The sequence below is a fragment of the Sporosarcina soli genome (assembly GCF_042655805.1).
GTDB classification, from domain to species: Bacteria; Bacillota; Bacilli; order Bacillales_A; family Planococcaceae; genus Sporosarcina; species Sporosarcina soli.
Genome location: NZ_JBHSNO010000015.1, coordinates 1 through 15038 on the forward strand (window position 1 = coordinate 1; position 15038 = coordinate 15038).

The 15038-nt window shown below is 44.1% G+C and carries 13 protein-coding genes and 2 pseudogenes; 2 read left to right on the top strand and 13 right to left on the bottom strand.

Going from position 1 to position 15038, the window contains the following annotated elements; all coding sequences use genetic code 11:
- A partial coding sequence (locus ACFPRA_RS18900; protein ID WP_381438136.1) for an IS3 family transposase occupies window positions 1–380 on the top strand: 380 nt, incomplete at its 5' end.
- 114 nt (window positions 381–494) lie between these two features.
- On the opposite strand, the pseudogene ACFPRA_RS18905 reads toward ACFPRA_RS18900, so the two are convergent.
- From ACFPRA_RS18905 to ACFPRA_RS18940, 8 genes and pseudogenes are all read right to left on the bottom strand, one after another.
- Window positions 495–1424, bottom strand: a pseudogene (locus ACFPRA_RS18905) (dihydrolipoamide acetyltransferase family protein); the annotation flags it as partial.
- A 204-nt stretch (window positions 1425–1628) separates the two neighbouring features.
- Window positions 1629–1778, bottom strand: a pseudogene (locus ACFPRA_RS18910) (biotin/lipoyl-containing protein); the annotation flags it as partial.
- A 46-nt stretch (window positions 1779–1824) separates the two neighbouring features.
- Entirely contained in the window at window positions 1825–2808 is a 984-nt protein-coding gene (locus ACFPRA_RS18915) for an alpha-ketoacid dehydrogenase subunit beta (protein WP_381438139.1), read from the bottom strand.
- Window positions 2808–3815 (bottom strand): thiamine pyrophosphate-dependent dehydrogenase E1 component subunit alpha, encoded by a 1008-nt coding sequence (locus ACFPRA_RS18920; RefSeq protein WP_381438142.1) that lies wholly within the window; start codon window positions 3813–3815, stop codon window positions 2808–2810. Before ACFPRA_RS18920 ends, ACFPRA_RS18915 begins: the two co-directional genes overlap by 1 nt.
- 18 nt (window positions 3816–3833) lie before the next feature.
- A complete protein-coding gene (lpdA, locus tag ACFPRA_RS18925) occupies window positions 3834–5261 on the bottom strand; it encodes a dihydrolipoyl dehydrogenase (RefSeq protein WP_381438145.1) in 1428 nt (475 codons plus the stop codon).
- Between the two features lie 36 nt (window positions 5262–5297).
- Window positions 5298–5441, bottom strand: coding sequence for a hypothetical protein (locus tag ACFPRA_RS18930; RefSeq protein ID WP_381438147.1), 144 nt, complete (start codon window positions 5439–5441; stop codon window positions 5298–5300).
- A 46-nt stretch (window positions 5442–5487) separates the two neighbouring features.
- Window positions 5488–6582, bottom strand: a complete 1095-nt coding sequence (locus tag ACFPRA_RS18935; protein WP_381438150.1) for a Leu/Phe/Val dehydrogenase — start codon at window positions 6580–6582, stop codon at window positions 5488–5490.
- Window positions 6583–6700: 118 nt separating this feature from the next.
- Window positions 6701–8404, bottom strand: a complete 1704-nt coding sequence (locus ACFPRA_RS18940; RefSeq protein ID WP_381438153.1) for a sigma 54-interacting transcriptional regulator — start codon at window positions 8402–8404, stop codon at window positions 6701–6703.
- A 127-nt stretch (window positions 8405–8531) separates the two neighbouring features.
- On the opposite strand from ACFPRA_RS18940, the gene ACFPRA_RS18945 reads away from it, so the two are divergent.
- The gene (locus ACFPRA_RS18945) at window positions 8532–8768 is read left to right on the top strand and encodes a DUF2627 domain-containing protein (RefSeq protein WP_381438155.1); all 237 of its coding nucleotides are present in this window, start codon (window positions 8532–8534) and stop codon (window positions 8766–8768) included.
- Between the two features lie 62 nt (window positions 8769–8830).
- On the opposite strand, the gene ACFPRA_RS18950 is transcribed toward ACFPRA_RS18945, so the two are convergent.
- From ACFPRA_RS18950 to ahrC, 5 genes are all read right to left on the bottom strand, one after another.
- The gene (locus ACFPRA_RS18950; protein ID WP_381438157.1) at window positions 8831–10393 is read right to left on the bottom strand and encodes a DUF342 domain-containing protein; all 1563 of its coding nucleotides are present in this window, start codon (window positions 10391–10393) and stop codon (window positions 8831–8833) included.
- Between the two features lie 277 nt (window positions 10394–10670).
- Window positions 10671–11462, bottom strand: coding sequence for a sporulation transcription factor Spo0A (gene spo0A, locus ACFPRA_RS18955; protein WP_381438160.1), 792 nt, complete (start codon window positions 11460–11462; stop codon window positions 10671–10673).
- 264 nt (window positions 11463–11726) lie between these two features.
- Entirely contained in the window at window positions 11727–12695 is a 969-nt protein-coding gene (locus ACFPRA_RS18960; protein ID WP_381438162.1) for a SpoIVB peptidase S55 domain-containing protein, read from the bottom strand.
- A 137-nt stretch (window positions 12696–12832) separates the two neighbouring features.
- Window positions 12833–14530 carry a DNA repair protein RecN gene (gene recN, locus ACFPRA_RS18965; RefSeq protein WP_381438164.1) on the bottom strand — a complete coding sequence of 566 codons (1698 nt, stop codon included), beginning with the start codon at window positions 14528–14530 and terminating at the stop codon, window positions 12833–12835.
- A gap of 15 nt (window positions 14531–14545) precedes the next feature.
- Window positions 14546–14995 carry a transcriptional regulator AhrC/ArgR gene (gene ahrC / locus ACFPRA_RS18970; protein WP_239391362.1) on the bottom strand — a complete coding sequence of 150 codons (450 nt, stop codon included), beginning with the start codon at window positions 14993–14995 and terminating at the stop codon, window positions 14546–14548.
- Between the last annotated feature and the right edge of the window lie 43 nt (window positions 14996–15038).

Here is a 15038-nt window from a genome sequence, read left to right on the forward strand (position 1 = left end):
CGGATCGGATAACACTTGACATCGCAACCGACACACTAAAGAGCCTAAAGAAGAATAAAAAGATCAAATCGGCTGAAGGTGCCTTTATCCATTCTGACCAAGGGAGTCACTACACTAGTCCTGTGTATCAAAAATTGGTCAAGAAGTATAAATTGGGTCAATCAATGTCCCGAAGGGGCAACTGTTGGGATAATGCACCGCAGGAGTCTTTCTTTGGGCATTTTAAGGATGAGGCATATATAAAGACATGTGAAACCCTTGACGAACTTAAACGGGAAGTTAGAGACTACATGAGGTATTACAACAATTATAGATATCAGTGGGATTTAAAAAAGATGACCCCTGTTCAATACAGAGATCATCTTCTTAATACTGCCTAGGCTTTTTAAAATGTCCTTTACAAGGGGTACAGTTTACAACGGTAGTAGGCTCTTTTTGTTATTCAGAACTTAGGATTTCAAAGCTGTTCTGTGTTAGTAAATTTGGGCATTTAATCAGTAAACCGATGTATTGTCCGCTGATATGTTTTCTAAAATTTCTTTCACACGTGCAAGGAATCGACCGCCGTCAAGCCCGTCAAGTATACGATGGTCAATCGATAAGCATAGGTTTACCATATCACGTGCAGCAATCATACCACCCGGCATGATAACAGGGCGTTTAACAATCGACTCCACTTGAAGGATTCCTGCTTGTGGGTGATTAATGATCCCCATCGATTGAACCGAGCCGAATGCGCCGGTATTATTCACCGTGAACGTACCGCCTTTCATCTCGGATGCATTCAACTTACCTGAACGCACTTTCGTCGCCAGTTCCTGCACTTCACGCCCAATTCCTTTGATTGTTTTTTCATCAGCATGGCGGATGACGGGAACGTAAAGAGCATCCTCCGCCGCCACTGCAATAGAAATATGGATGTCTTTTTTCAGGATAATCTTGTCTCCAGCCCACGTCGAATTTATCATCGGAAATTCTTTCAATGCTTGGGAAACCGCTTTTACAAAGAAAGCGAAGTAAGTCAAATTGAAGCCTTCCTTCTTTTTGAAGTCATCTTTCAATGCGTCACGGTATTGAACAAGATTCGTCACATCGACTTCAATCATCATCCAAGCATGAGGTACCTCGTGTTTCGAACGCAACAAATTGCTAGCGATCGCACGGCGTACCCCTGTTATCGGTATCTCGATATCCCCCACTGCAACAGGCACATCGACAGGATTAACTGGCTTCGTGGGAGATGCTGAATCTATAGGCACCTGTGGGGCTGATACAGACGGGGTCGGGGCAGAAGGAATATTCCCAGTCTCAATCAACGCCAGCAAGTCTTTCCGCGTAATGCGACCGCCTTTCCCCGTCCCTTCCACAAGCTGCAAATCGATGGCATGATCCTGCGCCAAACGGAGGACAGCTGGCGAATAACGCCCCGCCGCCTTCCCTTTTTCAAGTAGTGAAGACGCAGATGGTTTTGCAATGCTTGTTGTGGATGGTACTTTTTCGAATGCTTCCGTCACGGGAGCCGCTACGGCTTTTGCCGCTGATGTTTCTGCACTGCTGTCTTCCGTTTCGATTGTACAAATTTTTTCACCAACTGCGAGCGTCTCGCCTACCTGCGCAATTATATCCTTAATGGTACCGGAGTATGAAGATGGAATCTCTGCTGTGACCTTATCCGTATTTATTTCTGCAAGCGGGTCATATTTATTCACCGTATCGCCTGGTTTGACAAGCCATCTTTCGATCGTACCTTCTGTCACACTTTCGCCGAGTTGCGGCATCGTGATATTTTCAATAGCCAATTGCTCGATCTCCTTTCATATAACGTTAAAATTCAGCGAGTTCACGTGCCGCTTTCTCGACTTTGTCAGGATTGACCATGAAAAACTTCTCCATTGTCGGTGCATAAGGCATGGCAGGGATATCAGGTCCCGCTAAACGTTTTATCGGAGCATCGAGTTCGAACAAGCAATTTTCAGCGATGATGGCCGCTACTTCACCCAAAATGCTTCCTTCTTGGTTATCTTCCGTAACTAACAAAACTTTCCCCGTCTTGGAAGCAGCTTCGATAATCGCATTCTTATCAAGCGGATAAATCGTCCGCAAATCGAGAATATGAGTAGATATTCCATCTTGGGCAAGACGTTCGGCTGCTTGAAGTGCAAAGTGGACACAAAGGCCATATGTGATAATCGTGATATCATCGCCAACGCGCTTCACATCCGCTTTTCCGATCGGCAAGACATAATCGCTATCCGGCACTTCACCTTTAATGAGACGATAAGCCCGCTTATGCTCAAAGAACAATACCGGATCTTCATCGCGTATTGCCGCCTTCAATAATCCTTTTGCGTCGTATGGCGTTGATGGAATGACCACTTTCAAACCAGGTGTGCCCGCGAACATCGCTTCCACGGATTGTGAATGATAAAGAGCACCATGAATACCGCCTCCAAATGGTGCACGAATGACGATCGGACAAGACCAATCATTATTGGAACGATAGCGTATCTTAGCCGCTTCCGAAACGATTTGATTGACAGCAGGCATGATGAAATCAGCAAATTGCATTTCTGCAATCGGACGCAGCCCATACATCGCCGCCCCGATTCCCACACCAGCGATGGCAGACTCAGCGAGTGGCGTATCGAGCGCACGGTAATCGCCGAACTGCTCGTAAAGACCGGCCGTCGCTTTGAAAACGCCACCTTTACGACCGACATCTTCCCCTAGCACGAAAACACGATCGTCTCGTTCCATTTCTTCCCTCATCGCCATTGTAATCGCATCGATATAAGAAATGACCGGCATTATTCGTTCCCCCCATCTTCAGCATAGACATAGCGCAGTGCAGATTCCGGTTCGGCATAAGGCGCATTTTCAGCGTAGTCTGTCGCTTCATCCACTTCTTTCATAATACGTTCTTCTAGTTCTATTTCCATTTCTTCCGTTAATACCCCGACTTCTTTTAAATAGGTGGAAAACTTCGGAAGCGGATCCATTTTCTTTTCTCTTTCCAATTCGTCCGCATCCCGGTACAGGCGATGATCATCATCCGATGAATGAGCGGTCAGACGGTAACAGATCGTTTCGATGAGGCTCGGTCCTTCTCCCCGCCTTGCACGATCTGCCGCTTCTTTCACGACTTTGTATACTTCAAGCGGATCAGTCCCATCCACTGTAACCCCTGGCATACCATAACCGACGGCACGATCGGACACTTTTTCACAAGCAAGTTGTTTTTCTACTGGTACCGAAATGGCATATTTATTGTTTTCAACCATTACAACCGTCGGTAATTTATGGACACCCGCGAAATTCATGCCTTCATGAAAATCGCCTTGGTTGGATGACCCTTCACCGAGTGTCACGAATGTGATGAAATCCTCTTCTTTCATCTTCGCTGCAAGTGCGACACCGACTGCGTGAGGCAATTGCGTCGTAACCGGAGAGGATCCTGTTAAGATCCGATTTTCTCGTTTACCGAAATGCCCTGGCATCTGACGACCACCCGAGTTTGGATCTTCCGCTTTCGCAAAGACGGAAAGCATCAAGTCTTTCGGGGTGATTCCGAATTGCAACACAACCGCCATGTCGCGATAGTAAGGCGCAATCCAATCTTTCTCATTATCAAGTGCATATGCTGCACCCGCTTGCGCCGCTTCTTGTCCTTGGCAGGAGACGACAAAAGGTACCTTCCCTGCACGGTTTAACAGCCACATCCGTTCATCGATCCGACGGGCCATCAACATCGTTTCATAAATCTTCAATACATCTTCGTTTGTCAATCCTAGCGCTTCATGACGATTTTTAGTCATCTCAATAGTCCCCCTTTTTTACATATGGATCGCTTTGCCATCAACAGCTAAAGCAGCTTCCCCTATTACTTCTGAAAGGGATGGGTGCGGATGGATTGTGTTTGCCACTTCCCATGGCGTCGCATTGAGTACCATGGCAATCCCCGCCTCTGAAATTAGATCAGTGACTTGTGCGCCAATCATATGAACCCCAAGAATATCTTCGGTTTGCCGGTCAGCAACAATCTTTACAAAACCATCCGAGTTGCCATTGACGAGCGCCTTACCGATAGCGCTAAACGGAAACTTCCCGACTTTCACATCAAATCCTTGTTCTTTTGCCTGCTTTTCTGAGAGTCCAACGCTCGAAGCTTCGGGACTCGAATAGATACAACGGGAAATTTTCGTGTAGTCCAATGGTTCGTTTTTCAGTCCTGCAATATGTTCAACTGCGGCGATTCCTTCATGTGATGCAACGTGTGCTAATTGCAGTCCGCCGATCACATCACCGATCGCATAAATATGCTGTTCTTTCGTTTGGTATGTCGGTCCTGTTTTAAGATAACCATTTTCAATTTCAATTTCTGTATTATCTAGACCGATTCCTTCAATATTTGCTTGGCGACCGACCGATACAAGCATTTTTTCCGCAGTGAATTTCTTTTTCACCCCGTCAATCTCCGCTGATACCGTTACAGACCGATCTGTTTTCATCAGTGTTTCTGAGAGGACTTTCGCATTGACTGCAAATGTAATGCCTTTTTTCGTCAAAAGCTTTTTCATTTCTTTGGATAGGTCTTCGTCTTCTGTCGGCAGTATCCGATCTGCATATTCCAACACGGTCACATCAACCCCAAAATCATTCAGCATGGATGCCCATTCGATACCGATGACTCCGCCACCAACAATGAGGATCGATTGCGGGAGTGTTTCCATCGATAACGCCCCGTCTGAAGACAGAACCTGCGTCTCATCAATATCCAGACCTGGTAAAGTACGCGGTCTCGACCCCGTTGCGATGATCAAGTTTTTTAAGACAAGCATTTCATTTTCAGCACCGTTGTTCATTTCCACAGAAATAGTGCCTGGCATCGGTGAGAAAATAGATGGACCAAGCATTCTGCCGACCCCTTCAAACACATCTATTTTCCCTTTTTTTATCAGTGCGTTCACACCGTTATGCAATTGATTGACAATTTTATCTTTTCGCTCTTGAACACGTGTGAAATCGACGGTCACTGTTGGTGCGTCAACACCGAAATCTGCCATTTTATTTTTCGCCATATCGAATACTTCTGCACTTTTTAGCAGAGCTTTACTCGGAATACACCCTTTGTGCAAACATGTTCCTCCAAGCTTTCCCTTTTCGACAAGCGCTGTTTTCAATCCTAATTGGGCAGCCCGGATTGCTGCAACATAGCCACCGGTCCCGCCACCTACTATAACAATATCATATTCTCGTGCCAATAAAATGGCCTCCTTCCCAACGCCCCGTTAGGACGGTTAATATTTGGCGAGCCTTTCTTCAGATAGGATGCGAATAGCTCCTTCTGCAAGTGCTTGCAATTCATCATCACCGGGATAGACAATCATTTCCGCAATCCAACCCACGCGCGTCGTAATGGTTTTCACGAACTCATTGCCCATATGCCTATCCCCCTCTTTTCGGAGCGTTTCAAGGATGGCAGCTTGCTTAACGCTTTGATAAAACACTTTTTTCAGTTTGTAAAAATTGACTGCGGGATTTTGCCACACGTGCAATCCGTTCTTCAGCCAAACGATCCGCTGCAACATAAGACGGGATATTGTCACGTTTTGAGATTTCAAATATTTTACTAATCGTATCGTAAATGCCTGCGACACGTTTCATCGCACGGTCATGATTATAGCCGGCCAATTCGTCGGCAACATTGATGACCCCACCTGAGTTGATGACATAATCGGGGGCGTAAACGATGCCCATTTCGTGAATGCGGTCTCCATGCTCTGGATTTTTCAGTTGGTTGTTGGCAGACCCTGCAATCACCTTTGCTTTGAATTGAGGAATCGTTTCATCGTTAATAATTGCCCCTAGTGCACAAGGCGCGAAAATATCCGCTTCTTGCCCATAAATGTCGTTAATGCCGACTGCTGTCGCACCGAATGCATCGACTGCACGTTGAACGGCCTCCTCGCTAATATCGGTTACGATCAGCTTTGCCCCTTCATCATGCAAATACTGACAAAGTGCAAAAGCGACATTGCCCACTCCTTGTACCGCTACCGTTTTACCCGCTAATGAAGCATCGCCAAATGCTTCTTTAGCTGCTGCTTTCATGCCTTGATAAATACCGAAAGCCGTGACAGGTGAAGGATTTCCTGATGAACCGGCCCCACTGGAAGTGCCCGTGACGTAATCTGTTTCTAGATGGATCAAATCCATATCCGCTTCCGTCGTCCCTACATCTTCCGCTGTAATATAGCGTCCGTTCAACCCTTCGATATAGCGACCAAACGCACGGAACATTTCGTCATTTTTATCTTTCCGTGGATCACCAATGATAACAGTTTTTCCGCCGCCTAAATTGAGGCCTGCTGCAGCGTTTTTGTATGTCATCCCCCGCGCTAAGCGAAGCGCATCCTCAATCGCCTCATCCTCACTTGCATACGTCCACATGCGCGTTCCGCCAAGCGCTGGTCCAAGCGTCGTGTCGTGAATTGCAATGATCGCTTTCAATCCTGATGCTTTATCTTGACAAATAACAAGTTGCTCATAATCCTGGTTCTCCATATATTTGAAAATTTCCATTTTTATATCCTCCTTGGATTGTCTGTTGTTTTTATCTTCATTCAACAGAGGAGTTATCGCCTTTTCGACAAGTCGATCGAGTGTGGTTATTGGCACTACTCCTCCGTAAAAATTCCTTCTAAATCAGACTATATTTTTCAAGTTTATAATACAAGGACCGAAGCGAAATTCCGAGCCGATTGGCTGTCAATGATTTATTGCCTTTATTTTCACGAAGGGCCGTCTCAAGGATCTCTTTTTCATGTTCTTCCATCATGGACGCGAGTGTACTTTTTTCAGAAAGCAACTGTTCAACATCTTTATATTCCCTCGAGGAAAGCGATTTATCCACTTCCTCCTGACCGATGATTGCTTCCCCCGCATCCATATAGATCATCGCTCGCCCCAAGACATTTTCCAATTCCCTTACATTTCCCGGCCAATCGTATTGCATCAGTCTTTCCAGCGCCGCATTTTCGATTTGAACGGTATTCATGCCTAACTCTCGGTTCAATTTGACAAGCAAATGGCTGACAATGGACGGAATGTCTTCCTTCCTTGAGCGGAGTGGTGCAATTTGAATCGCGATGCGGTTCAGCACATAATACAATTCTTCCAAAAAGGTCCCTTCGCTCATAGCCTTTTCTAAGTTTTTACTCGTTGCAGTAATGAGGCGGACTGAAAGTCGAATTGGTTGGCTATCCCCTTTGCGATGGATCATTCCATCCGTTAAATAATGGAGGAGCTTTTGCTGAATAGCAAGCGATAAATCCGCAACCTCATCAATAAACAGTGTACCTTGCTCCGCTTCTTCGAAAAGGCTTTTTTTGCTTTTCAATACACCCATTGGTTGTACTTGCCCAAATAATTGATCTTCTGCAGTGATTGGATCTAGCGACGCACAATTGACACGGATGAAAGGTTTAAAGCGGCGTTTGCTGCTACTATGAATCGCATGTGCATATAATTCCTTCCCCGTTCCGGATTCTCCGCGAAGGAGTACAGGGATATCAGATCGACTGGCGACTTTCGCCTGGGCGATTGAAATTTCCATTTCAGCTGAATGACCGATGATGTCGTCGAATGTATAGGTCGCTTCCAGTTTCCGTATAATGATCCTCGCGCTTTCCAGTTCCTTAATCAGACTGCGCATTTCCGTAATTTCTTCCGCTAACGCCACGACTTCCGATATATCTTTGAAAACGGCGAAAGCCCCTACCTTTTGACCTTCCGAATTATAAAGTGGAAAACGGGAAGTCATAATCTTCAATCCATTGGCAAGAACTAATTCCTTGTTTACTTCAGATCGGCCCGTGATAAATACACGTGGAAGTTCAGAAGATGGAATGACTTCTCTTATCGGTTTACCTAATGCCTCATCAATCGGATAGCCGACCATCTTACACGCGCTCTTGTTGATGAAATCGACATACCCTTTTTCGTTGATGCCAACCATACCTTCCTCGATGGAGTCAAAAATCATCCGCTGTCTATGCATTTCAGTTTGGATACGTTCGAGATGTCTAGCATTCTCCTGTAATAATTGAATGAGAAGATTTGCGACAGACCCCGGTACGAGAACTGTATGCGCAGGTCTCGCTTCCAACAATTCGGCAAAGACAGAGCTGTTCCCGGTTACATCGAAAATGATATGTAAATCTTCTGTTAACCAGCTTCTCCATTCAGCACCATGACTGACACCGAGGTCTTTTGCAAGTTGAACACCCGGTGCATTTTCATCCACGTCGATAATCGCTTTCACTTTCATAAAATCCACATTTTGGAGAAGGTCCAGAATGATTGATCCGCCTGTCCCCGCTCCAACGATAAGAACGTTTTGCAAGGATATTCATTCTCCTCTTTTACATCATGCAATGTTTTGCAATTACAAATTCATCATACACGAAAGCAGAGGTCTTGACAATAAAACACGAATAGGTAAAATTGAATTCGGTAAGGAGTGGTCAAATATGGCTCGTCTAGCAGCATTTATCGTCTTGCTCATACCAGGACTTTTTGCAGCAGGTGGCATTAAGTTAATGAGAGACTCGATATTCGGAATTTTATTTAAACCGTTTCCATTCATTTGGCTACAATTCATCGTTGGGTTGCTATTGTTTGCGGCAGGTCTAGGCTTTTTCGCCGGGTTTCTCTTAAGACGCGACCGGAAAAATCAACGGGTACAAGAACGATTCAAACAAAAATAAAAGGGCCAAGACTTTAGCGTCTTAGCCCTTTTTTTCATCGATGACGTCGGAAGTCAAGCTTTCTAGACATTCAGCACACCCTCTACTAGCGCAAAGCGCCCTTTTGTTGGCTCATGCAAGGTAGACGTCTTAGAGCCTATTTGAATGACCACTCCCGGAAACGCTTGTTTCGTCACCTCGATTTCAGCTGAAACGGCTGTTTTAATCTTTTGGAGACCAAGTTGGATTTCCTTATCCAACTTTTGGATCTCTTCTTCATAAGCTTTGATCGTATCATTTGTTTTGTTCAGTGTAACCGCTTCCACTCCTGATCCGCCGACTGACACTTTGGTAAAATGCATGGCATGCTGTTCCAGTTTAGCAATCGTTTGTTGGTGTTCCTTCAACTCCATGGCCTTCGCTTGTATTTGCTTGTAGATTGCGTCTTTATCTATCCCCTCGGCGCAGAGAACTGTCGTTCGTTCATGCTGATTGCCTGCGTAGGCACATTCAATGCGAGAAAGCGCTTCAATCTTTCCACCGATGATTTTCCCTTTATTTTGATCAACCAAAACGCGCTCAGCAATGATCTCTGTTCCAAGTAAATAGAAGCCCACATGAATTTCTTTCCCATACAGTTTGCAATTATTTGCGTGCTTAATGAAAATCTGGCCTTTTGCCTCGACTATCGTCTCACCACCGCCAAAGATGCCCCCTTTTATGTAAACGTCACCTTCCAATGACTGAATTTCCTTCGCATTCGTAATCCCTTCGTTCCCCTCGATTGAAATATCGCCGGTCGCATGGACAGAATAGCTATCAAGAACTGTTCCGTATACAGTTACCGCTCCATCGAATGTAATCGATCCCGTCTCTGGACCTACATCTCCATCGATGATAAGCTGCTTTCCCACACAAATTTGACCGTCCGACCACTCCAGCGCGCCGCCATGGGAAGCCCGTAGGACAAAACGATCCTGTTCCCACGCTTCACTGACTGATTTACGGTCAAATGACAATTTAGCATCTTCACCTCTCGAGGCAGTAATACTGTTTCCCAATACATCCTTTCCGTCTATGCCTTCTTGTGGAGGTATTTTCTCTCCGAGCCAATCCCCTTTTGTCACAGGGGTCACAAAATTCATCTCATAATAATTGGCGGAACCATCTTCTCGAATAACCGGTTTTCGCTGTGGAATATCCATATAGGTGATGATCGCGTCCGCGCCTTTCACAGGTTCCGTTCCAGTAGCCGCGAGAATCGGTTCTCGAGATTTCAACGTGAGATTTTGTAATGACTTCCGCCCATGTATGACACCTACATGATTTAATAATTGCTCGGCTTCTGATAAAATTTGCTGCTTATTTTCTTCGAAGTGCTTTTCGGTCATATTAAAGTAAAGCTGTGCAGTCATCCGATCGCTTGAAATTGAAACTTCGATAGCCGGTAACCAAGTTCCTATGTTATGCTCTTGCCCCTGTTCGGTTAACGATTTTCTCAAAGCCGTAAACGAGCTAATTTTCAATCGTGGAAGCTCACGAGTTATTGCCTCAAATGCTTTTAAAGGGTAGCCAATCTGTTTTAATCGCAATATAACGTTTTCTTCCTGAACGAATAAATCAAAATAATCATTTTGAATAAGCATCCTCTTTTACTCCTTTCATCCCTCACCCATTATAGAGCATTTCCTACAAATTGAATGGGAATTCCTCTATATTAAGAAAAAGAACTCCCCATTGCCGTAGCTTTAGTACGCAGGCATGCCCTTCATGATTTAATTCCTTTCTACAGAAAAAACCAATGAATGCAACTATTCATCGGCTTTGAATATGCGTTTATAAGATTTGAAATTGTCGTATAAGGATAAGTGCTATAAATTCGTTTGTTTATCATTTGGTTAAAGTGCCATCATCCATTATCACTTAACTCGCCATATGCTCCAAGCGGATCTTGTCAGCGATCATCGCAATGAATTCACTATTTGTAGGTTTACTTTTCAAATGATGCACCGTATACCCGAACATTTTGGAAATTACGTCGTAATTGCCCCGATTCCACGCGACTTCAATTGCGTGGCGAATCGCCCGTTCGACACGTGAAGAAGTTGTATTGTATTTTTCGGCGATTTCTGGATAGAGAACTTTCGTGACAGAACCAAGTAGATCGACATCCGTGTAAACCATCTGGATGGCTTCCCGGAGAAATGCGTATCCTTTAATATGCGCGGGTACACCAATCTCTTTTATAATGGCTGTAATGGTTGTATCCAACACTTTTTGGCTGACCCCTTCTGCCGGAAGCGCTTCCGTTTGCTTGGCAATCGGCGAAACCGGTTTTCTCGTTCCCGCTACTTGGAAAATCTGATTGGCTAGCCGTTCAAATTCAAACGGCTTTAACATGAAATAGGATGCGCCGAGACTCGCTGCTTGCGTCATGACATCTTCCTGTCCGAATGCCGTTAGCATGATGATATGCAAGTCGGCTGTCTGTGCAGTCGCATTTAATGTCTCCAACACAGCTATCCCGTCAAGATGCGGCATAATAATGTCGAGCAACAGCACATCCGGCTTTTGTTCCTCCAACATCGACAAACAAACTTTTCCATTATGTGCTGTCCAAATAATTTCCACTTCAGGATGCTTCTCAAAATACGAAATCATCGTTCGCACCAATTCCTTATTATCATCAGCAATCGCAATTTTCAGCTTATCCATTCCCATTCCCCCTCATGAACATTTGTAATGCATCTATTCTTCGAAACAATAGCAACTTTCTCCAAAATTGCACAAAGGAAATTTTCGACGAATTATGGTACATCCCTCTTTTATGTATCGAAAATGATTCTTCTGACATAGGATTTCTATGTATTTCGACTAAATTCACTGTTTTTCACAAATTCTTCATTTGTCTCAACATCAGTTTATCATTTTAAAGCAAAAGAGCCAACCCGTTTTACGGATTGGCCTGTCTTTATTTTCTCATTTTTCACCTTTTCGCATCTTTTCTAAAAAAAGAGCGGCTCCTTTTTTAGGATCATCCACATACATATGCGTCACTGCTCCGACGAACTTCCCATCCTGAATAACTGGACTGCCACTCATCCCTTGTAAAATTCCGCCAGTTGCTGCCAATAACTTGGGATCGGTCAAGCTGATTTGAAATTGTTCGCTTTCCACTTTTGTAATTTCAATAGTAAATGATTCAACTTCCGTCCCTTTAATCGTCGTAAAGATTTCTGCTGCTCCTTCTTTCACATCAGCAGGGTGCATAATCTGCAGTGGTTCTGCCAACACTTTCTTGTAGGAGTTATTCCACGATCCAAATATTCCATATATTCCATTGATTTGAATCGTACCGAGAAAATCTTCGTCTTCAACGATGGTTGAAATTTTATAGCCGGGATTGCCCGGTGTACTTTTTTTGATCTGTCCAATTTCGGAGAGATAAATGGCACCTGTTTTAAAGGATGGCGGTGATTTCAAGGTACTGTCGATAATTTGATGCCCTAGCGCACCATAAGTTCCTTTATCAGGATCGATATACGTCAAGGTGCCCGTCCCTTCCGTCCGATCTTTCAGGAATGGAAGGAGACGTTTCAGCGCTTCGCCATCTGTTTGTATTCGGTTTTTGTCACCGTCGCGGTCAACAGTCAAGGCGATTTCTTTTTGGTCGCGCTTCTTGGATAATGTACCCTCGAATTCCTTTAATGTACCGATTGACACATCGTCCAATTGTCCGATCAAATCACCGGCCTTCAACCAGTTATCCTTACCGATCATGACATCGCTTGTAATGAAGACACCGGATAAATCCATCTTGATTCCGATTGAGTGTCCCATTGGAATAAGCAAATCATCTTGTGCAGACGCTGCATTTGACGTAAATGGCATGACCAGTAAAAGCACAGAAAACGAAACGGCTAATTTGAATTGCCTACTCCATTCCATGTTTCACCTCCCTGAAATAAGTTACTAATGGTATGTCCGATAAGAGGAATGTTATGAAAGGGTAAATCAAGAAAAAGTGGAACTCACAATAACGGCTAATTAGAAAAAACGTGCACAAAAATATGCACGTTTCACACTTATCGAAATGTTTTTTTTCGTTCCGATGCCAATGTCAATAATTCATCGGCATGTTTTAATGTCAATGGCGTGATTTCAGCACCCGATAACATTCTGGATAATTCTTCAATTCGCTCCGAATCGATGACATCCTGGATGGATGTTCTCGTTCTGTCATCTTCAACATTTTTTTTAATTAAATAATGCTGGTCCGCCATTGCTGCGACTTGTGGTAAATGGGAAATACATAGTACCTGGGAGTGTGTAGCAATCATCGCAATCTTCTCTGCAATCGCTTGGGCGACACGACCGCTAACGCCGGTATCCACTTCATCAAAAATGAGGGAGGTGATGCCCTGATGTTTCGAAAAGATTGTTTTTAACGCTAACATAATCCTGGAAAGCTCTCCACCTGAAGCAACTTTCACAAGCGGTTTCAGCGGTTCGCCAACATTTGTAGAAATTTGAAAAGATACATCATCAAAACCATTTGCATCAAACATGCCTGCCGGTTTTGGTTTGATTTCAACTTTGAAGGTCGCTTTTCCCATATGAAGTTGCTCTAATTGTTCCATGATCGCTTGCTCTAATCGGCTCGCTGTTGTTTGTCGAATAATCGATAATTCCGCAGCTTCAAGTTGAAGATCCTGATAAAGATGATCCAGTTTTTCTTGCGCCACCGACAGGCGTTCATCCCGACTTAATAAACTTTCCAGCTCATCAGCAATCTTATCCCGATAAATTAAAATATCTTCAATTGTTTTTCCGTATTTTCTTTGGAGAGAAGTATGTAAAGCAAGGCGGTTTTCAACAAATTCCAACCTAGTCGGATCAAATTCCATATCATCCAAAATGCTTTTTAGTTCATGCGCGGTTTCCTGCAATGTATAGAAGCTTGTAGCAACAGATTCAGCATGCGGTTTTAAAGTACTATCAACTGACGCCGCATCCTCCATATCACTCATCGCAGCTCCCACCCAATCAAGTGCATGTGTATCCCCGCTGATGGAAACATAAGCTGTGTTTAAACGTTCGTATAGTCGAGTGAAATTCAGCAATTTCCGCTTTTCTTCCTCAAGTGCTTCTTCCTCACCAATGACAAGTGCAGCGGCATCGATCTCTTTCATTTGGAAAGAATACAGATCGATCCGCTGTGCAACCTGTTGCTCATTTTCATCGGCAGCTTCAATTTTCTGTTTCAATTTCCGATATTGCTCATATAGATCTGCATAGTTCTCATATGCCCGGACGAGCTCAGGACCGGCAAAATGATCCAATAGATGGATATGGCGTTTTTCATGCATCAATTCCTGATTTTCGTGCTGACCGTGGATATCGATCAAATGCGAACCAATTTCCCTTAAAATTGCAATCGTTACCAATTTACCATTGATTCTGCAAACCGTTTTACCGTTCAAATTCAAATCACGCCGTAATATGACTGTCCCTTCGCCACATTCTATCCCTAACTCTTCCAATTTCGAAAGTAACGGATGCGATGGATCATCAATAGTGAACAACCCTTCCAATTCTGCCTTCTTCGATCCGTGGCGGATGAATTCTGTAGAACCTCTTCCACCTGCTAAAAGTTGAACGGCGTCGATAATAATCGATTTACCTGCACCGGTTTCACCGGTTAACACCGTGAGACCTTCATAGAAAGTCACATCAAGTTCTTCAATGATTGCGAAATTCTTAATGGAGATTTCACTTAACACTTGACGTCACCTCCTTCAAAGCATCGCGAGTAATTTATCTTTTACCTCGTTTGTCTGCGATTCTTCCCGACAGATGATTAAACAAGTATCATCGCCACAAATCGTGCCTAAAATTTCAATCCAACCCAAGTTATCAATGAGTGATCCGACAGCATGCGCGTTGCCAGGAAGTGTTTTTAAAATGATGAAGTGTGCGGCACTATCGATACTGACAAATGCATCCGTCATCATGCGATGTAGCTTCTGTTCCGTGTTGTACTTCTGGACTTGTGGAAGACTATACTTATAACGCCCATCAGCTAACGGAACTTTGATCAAATGCATTTCTTTTATATCCCGGGATACCGTTGCCTGTGTCACAGCGACTCCCGAAGCCTTTAGCGTGTCGACAAGCTGGTCTTGTGTTTCAATTTCAAAATTTGAAATGATATCCCGAATGCGAATATGGCGTTGTCCTTTATTCATACCAATCACTCCAATAAACGATATTGAGTTATTACCCTATCTA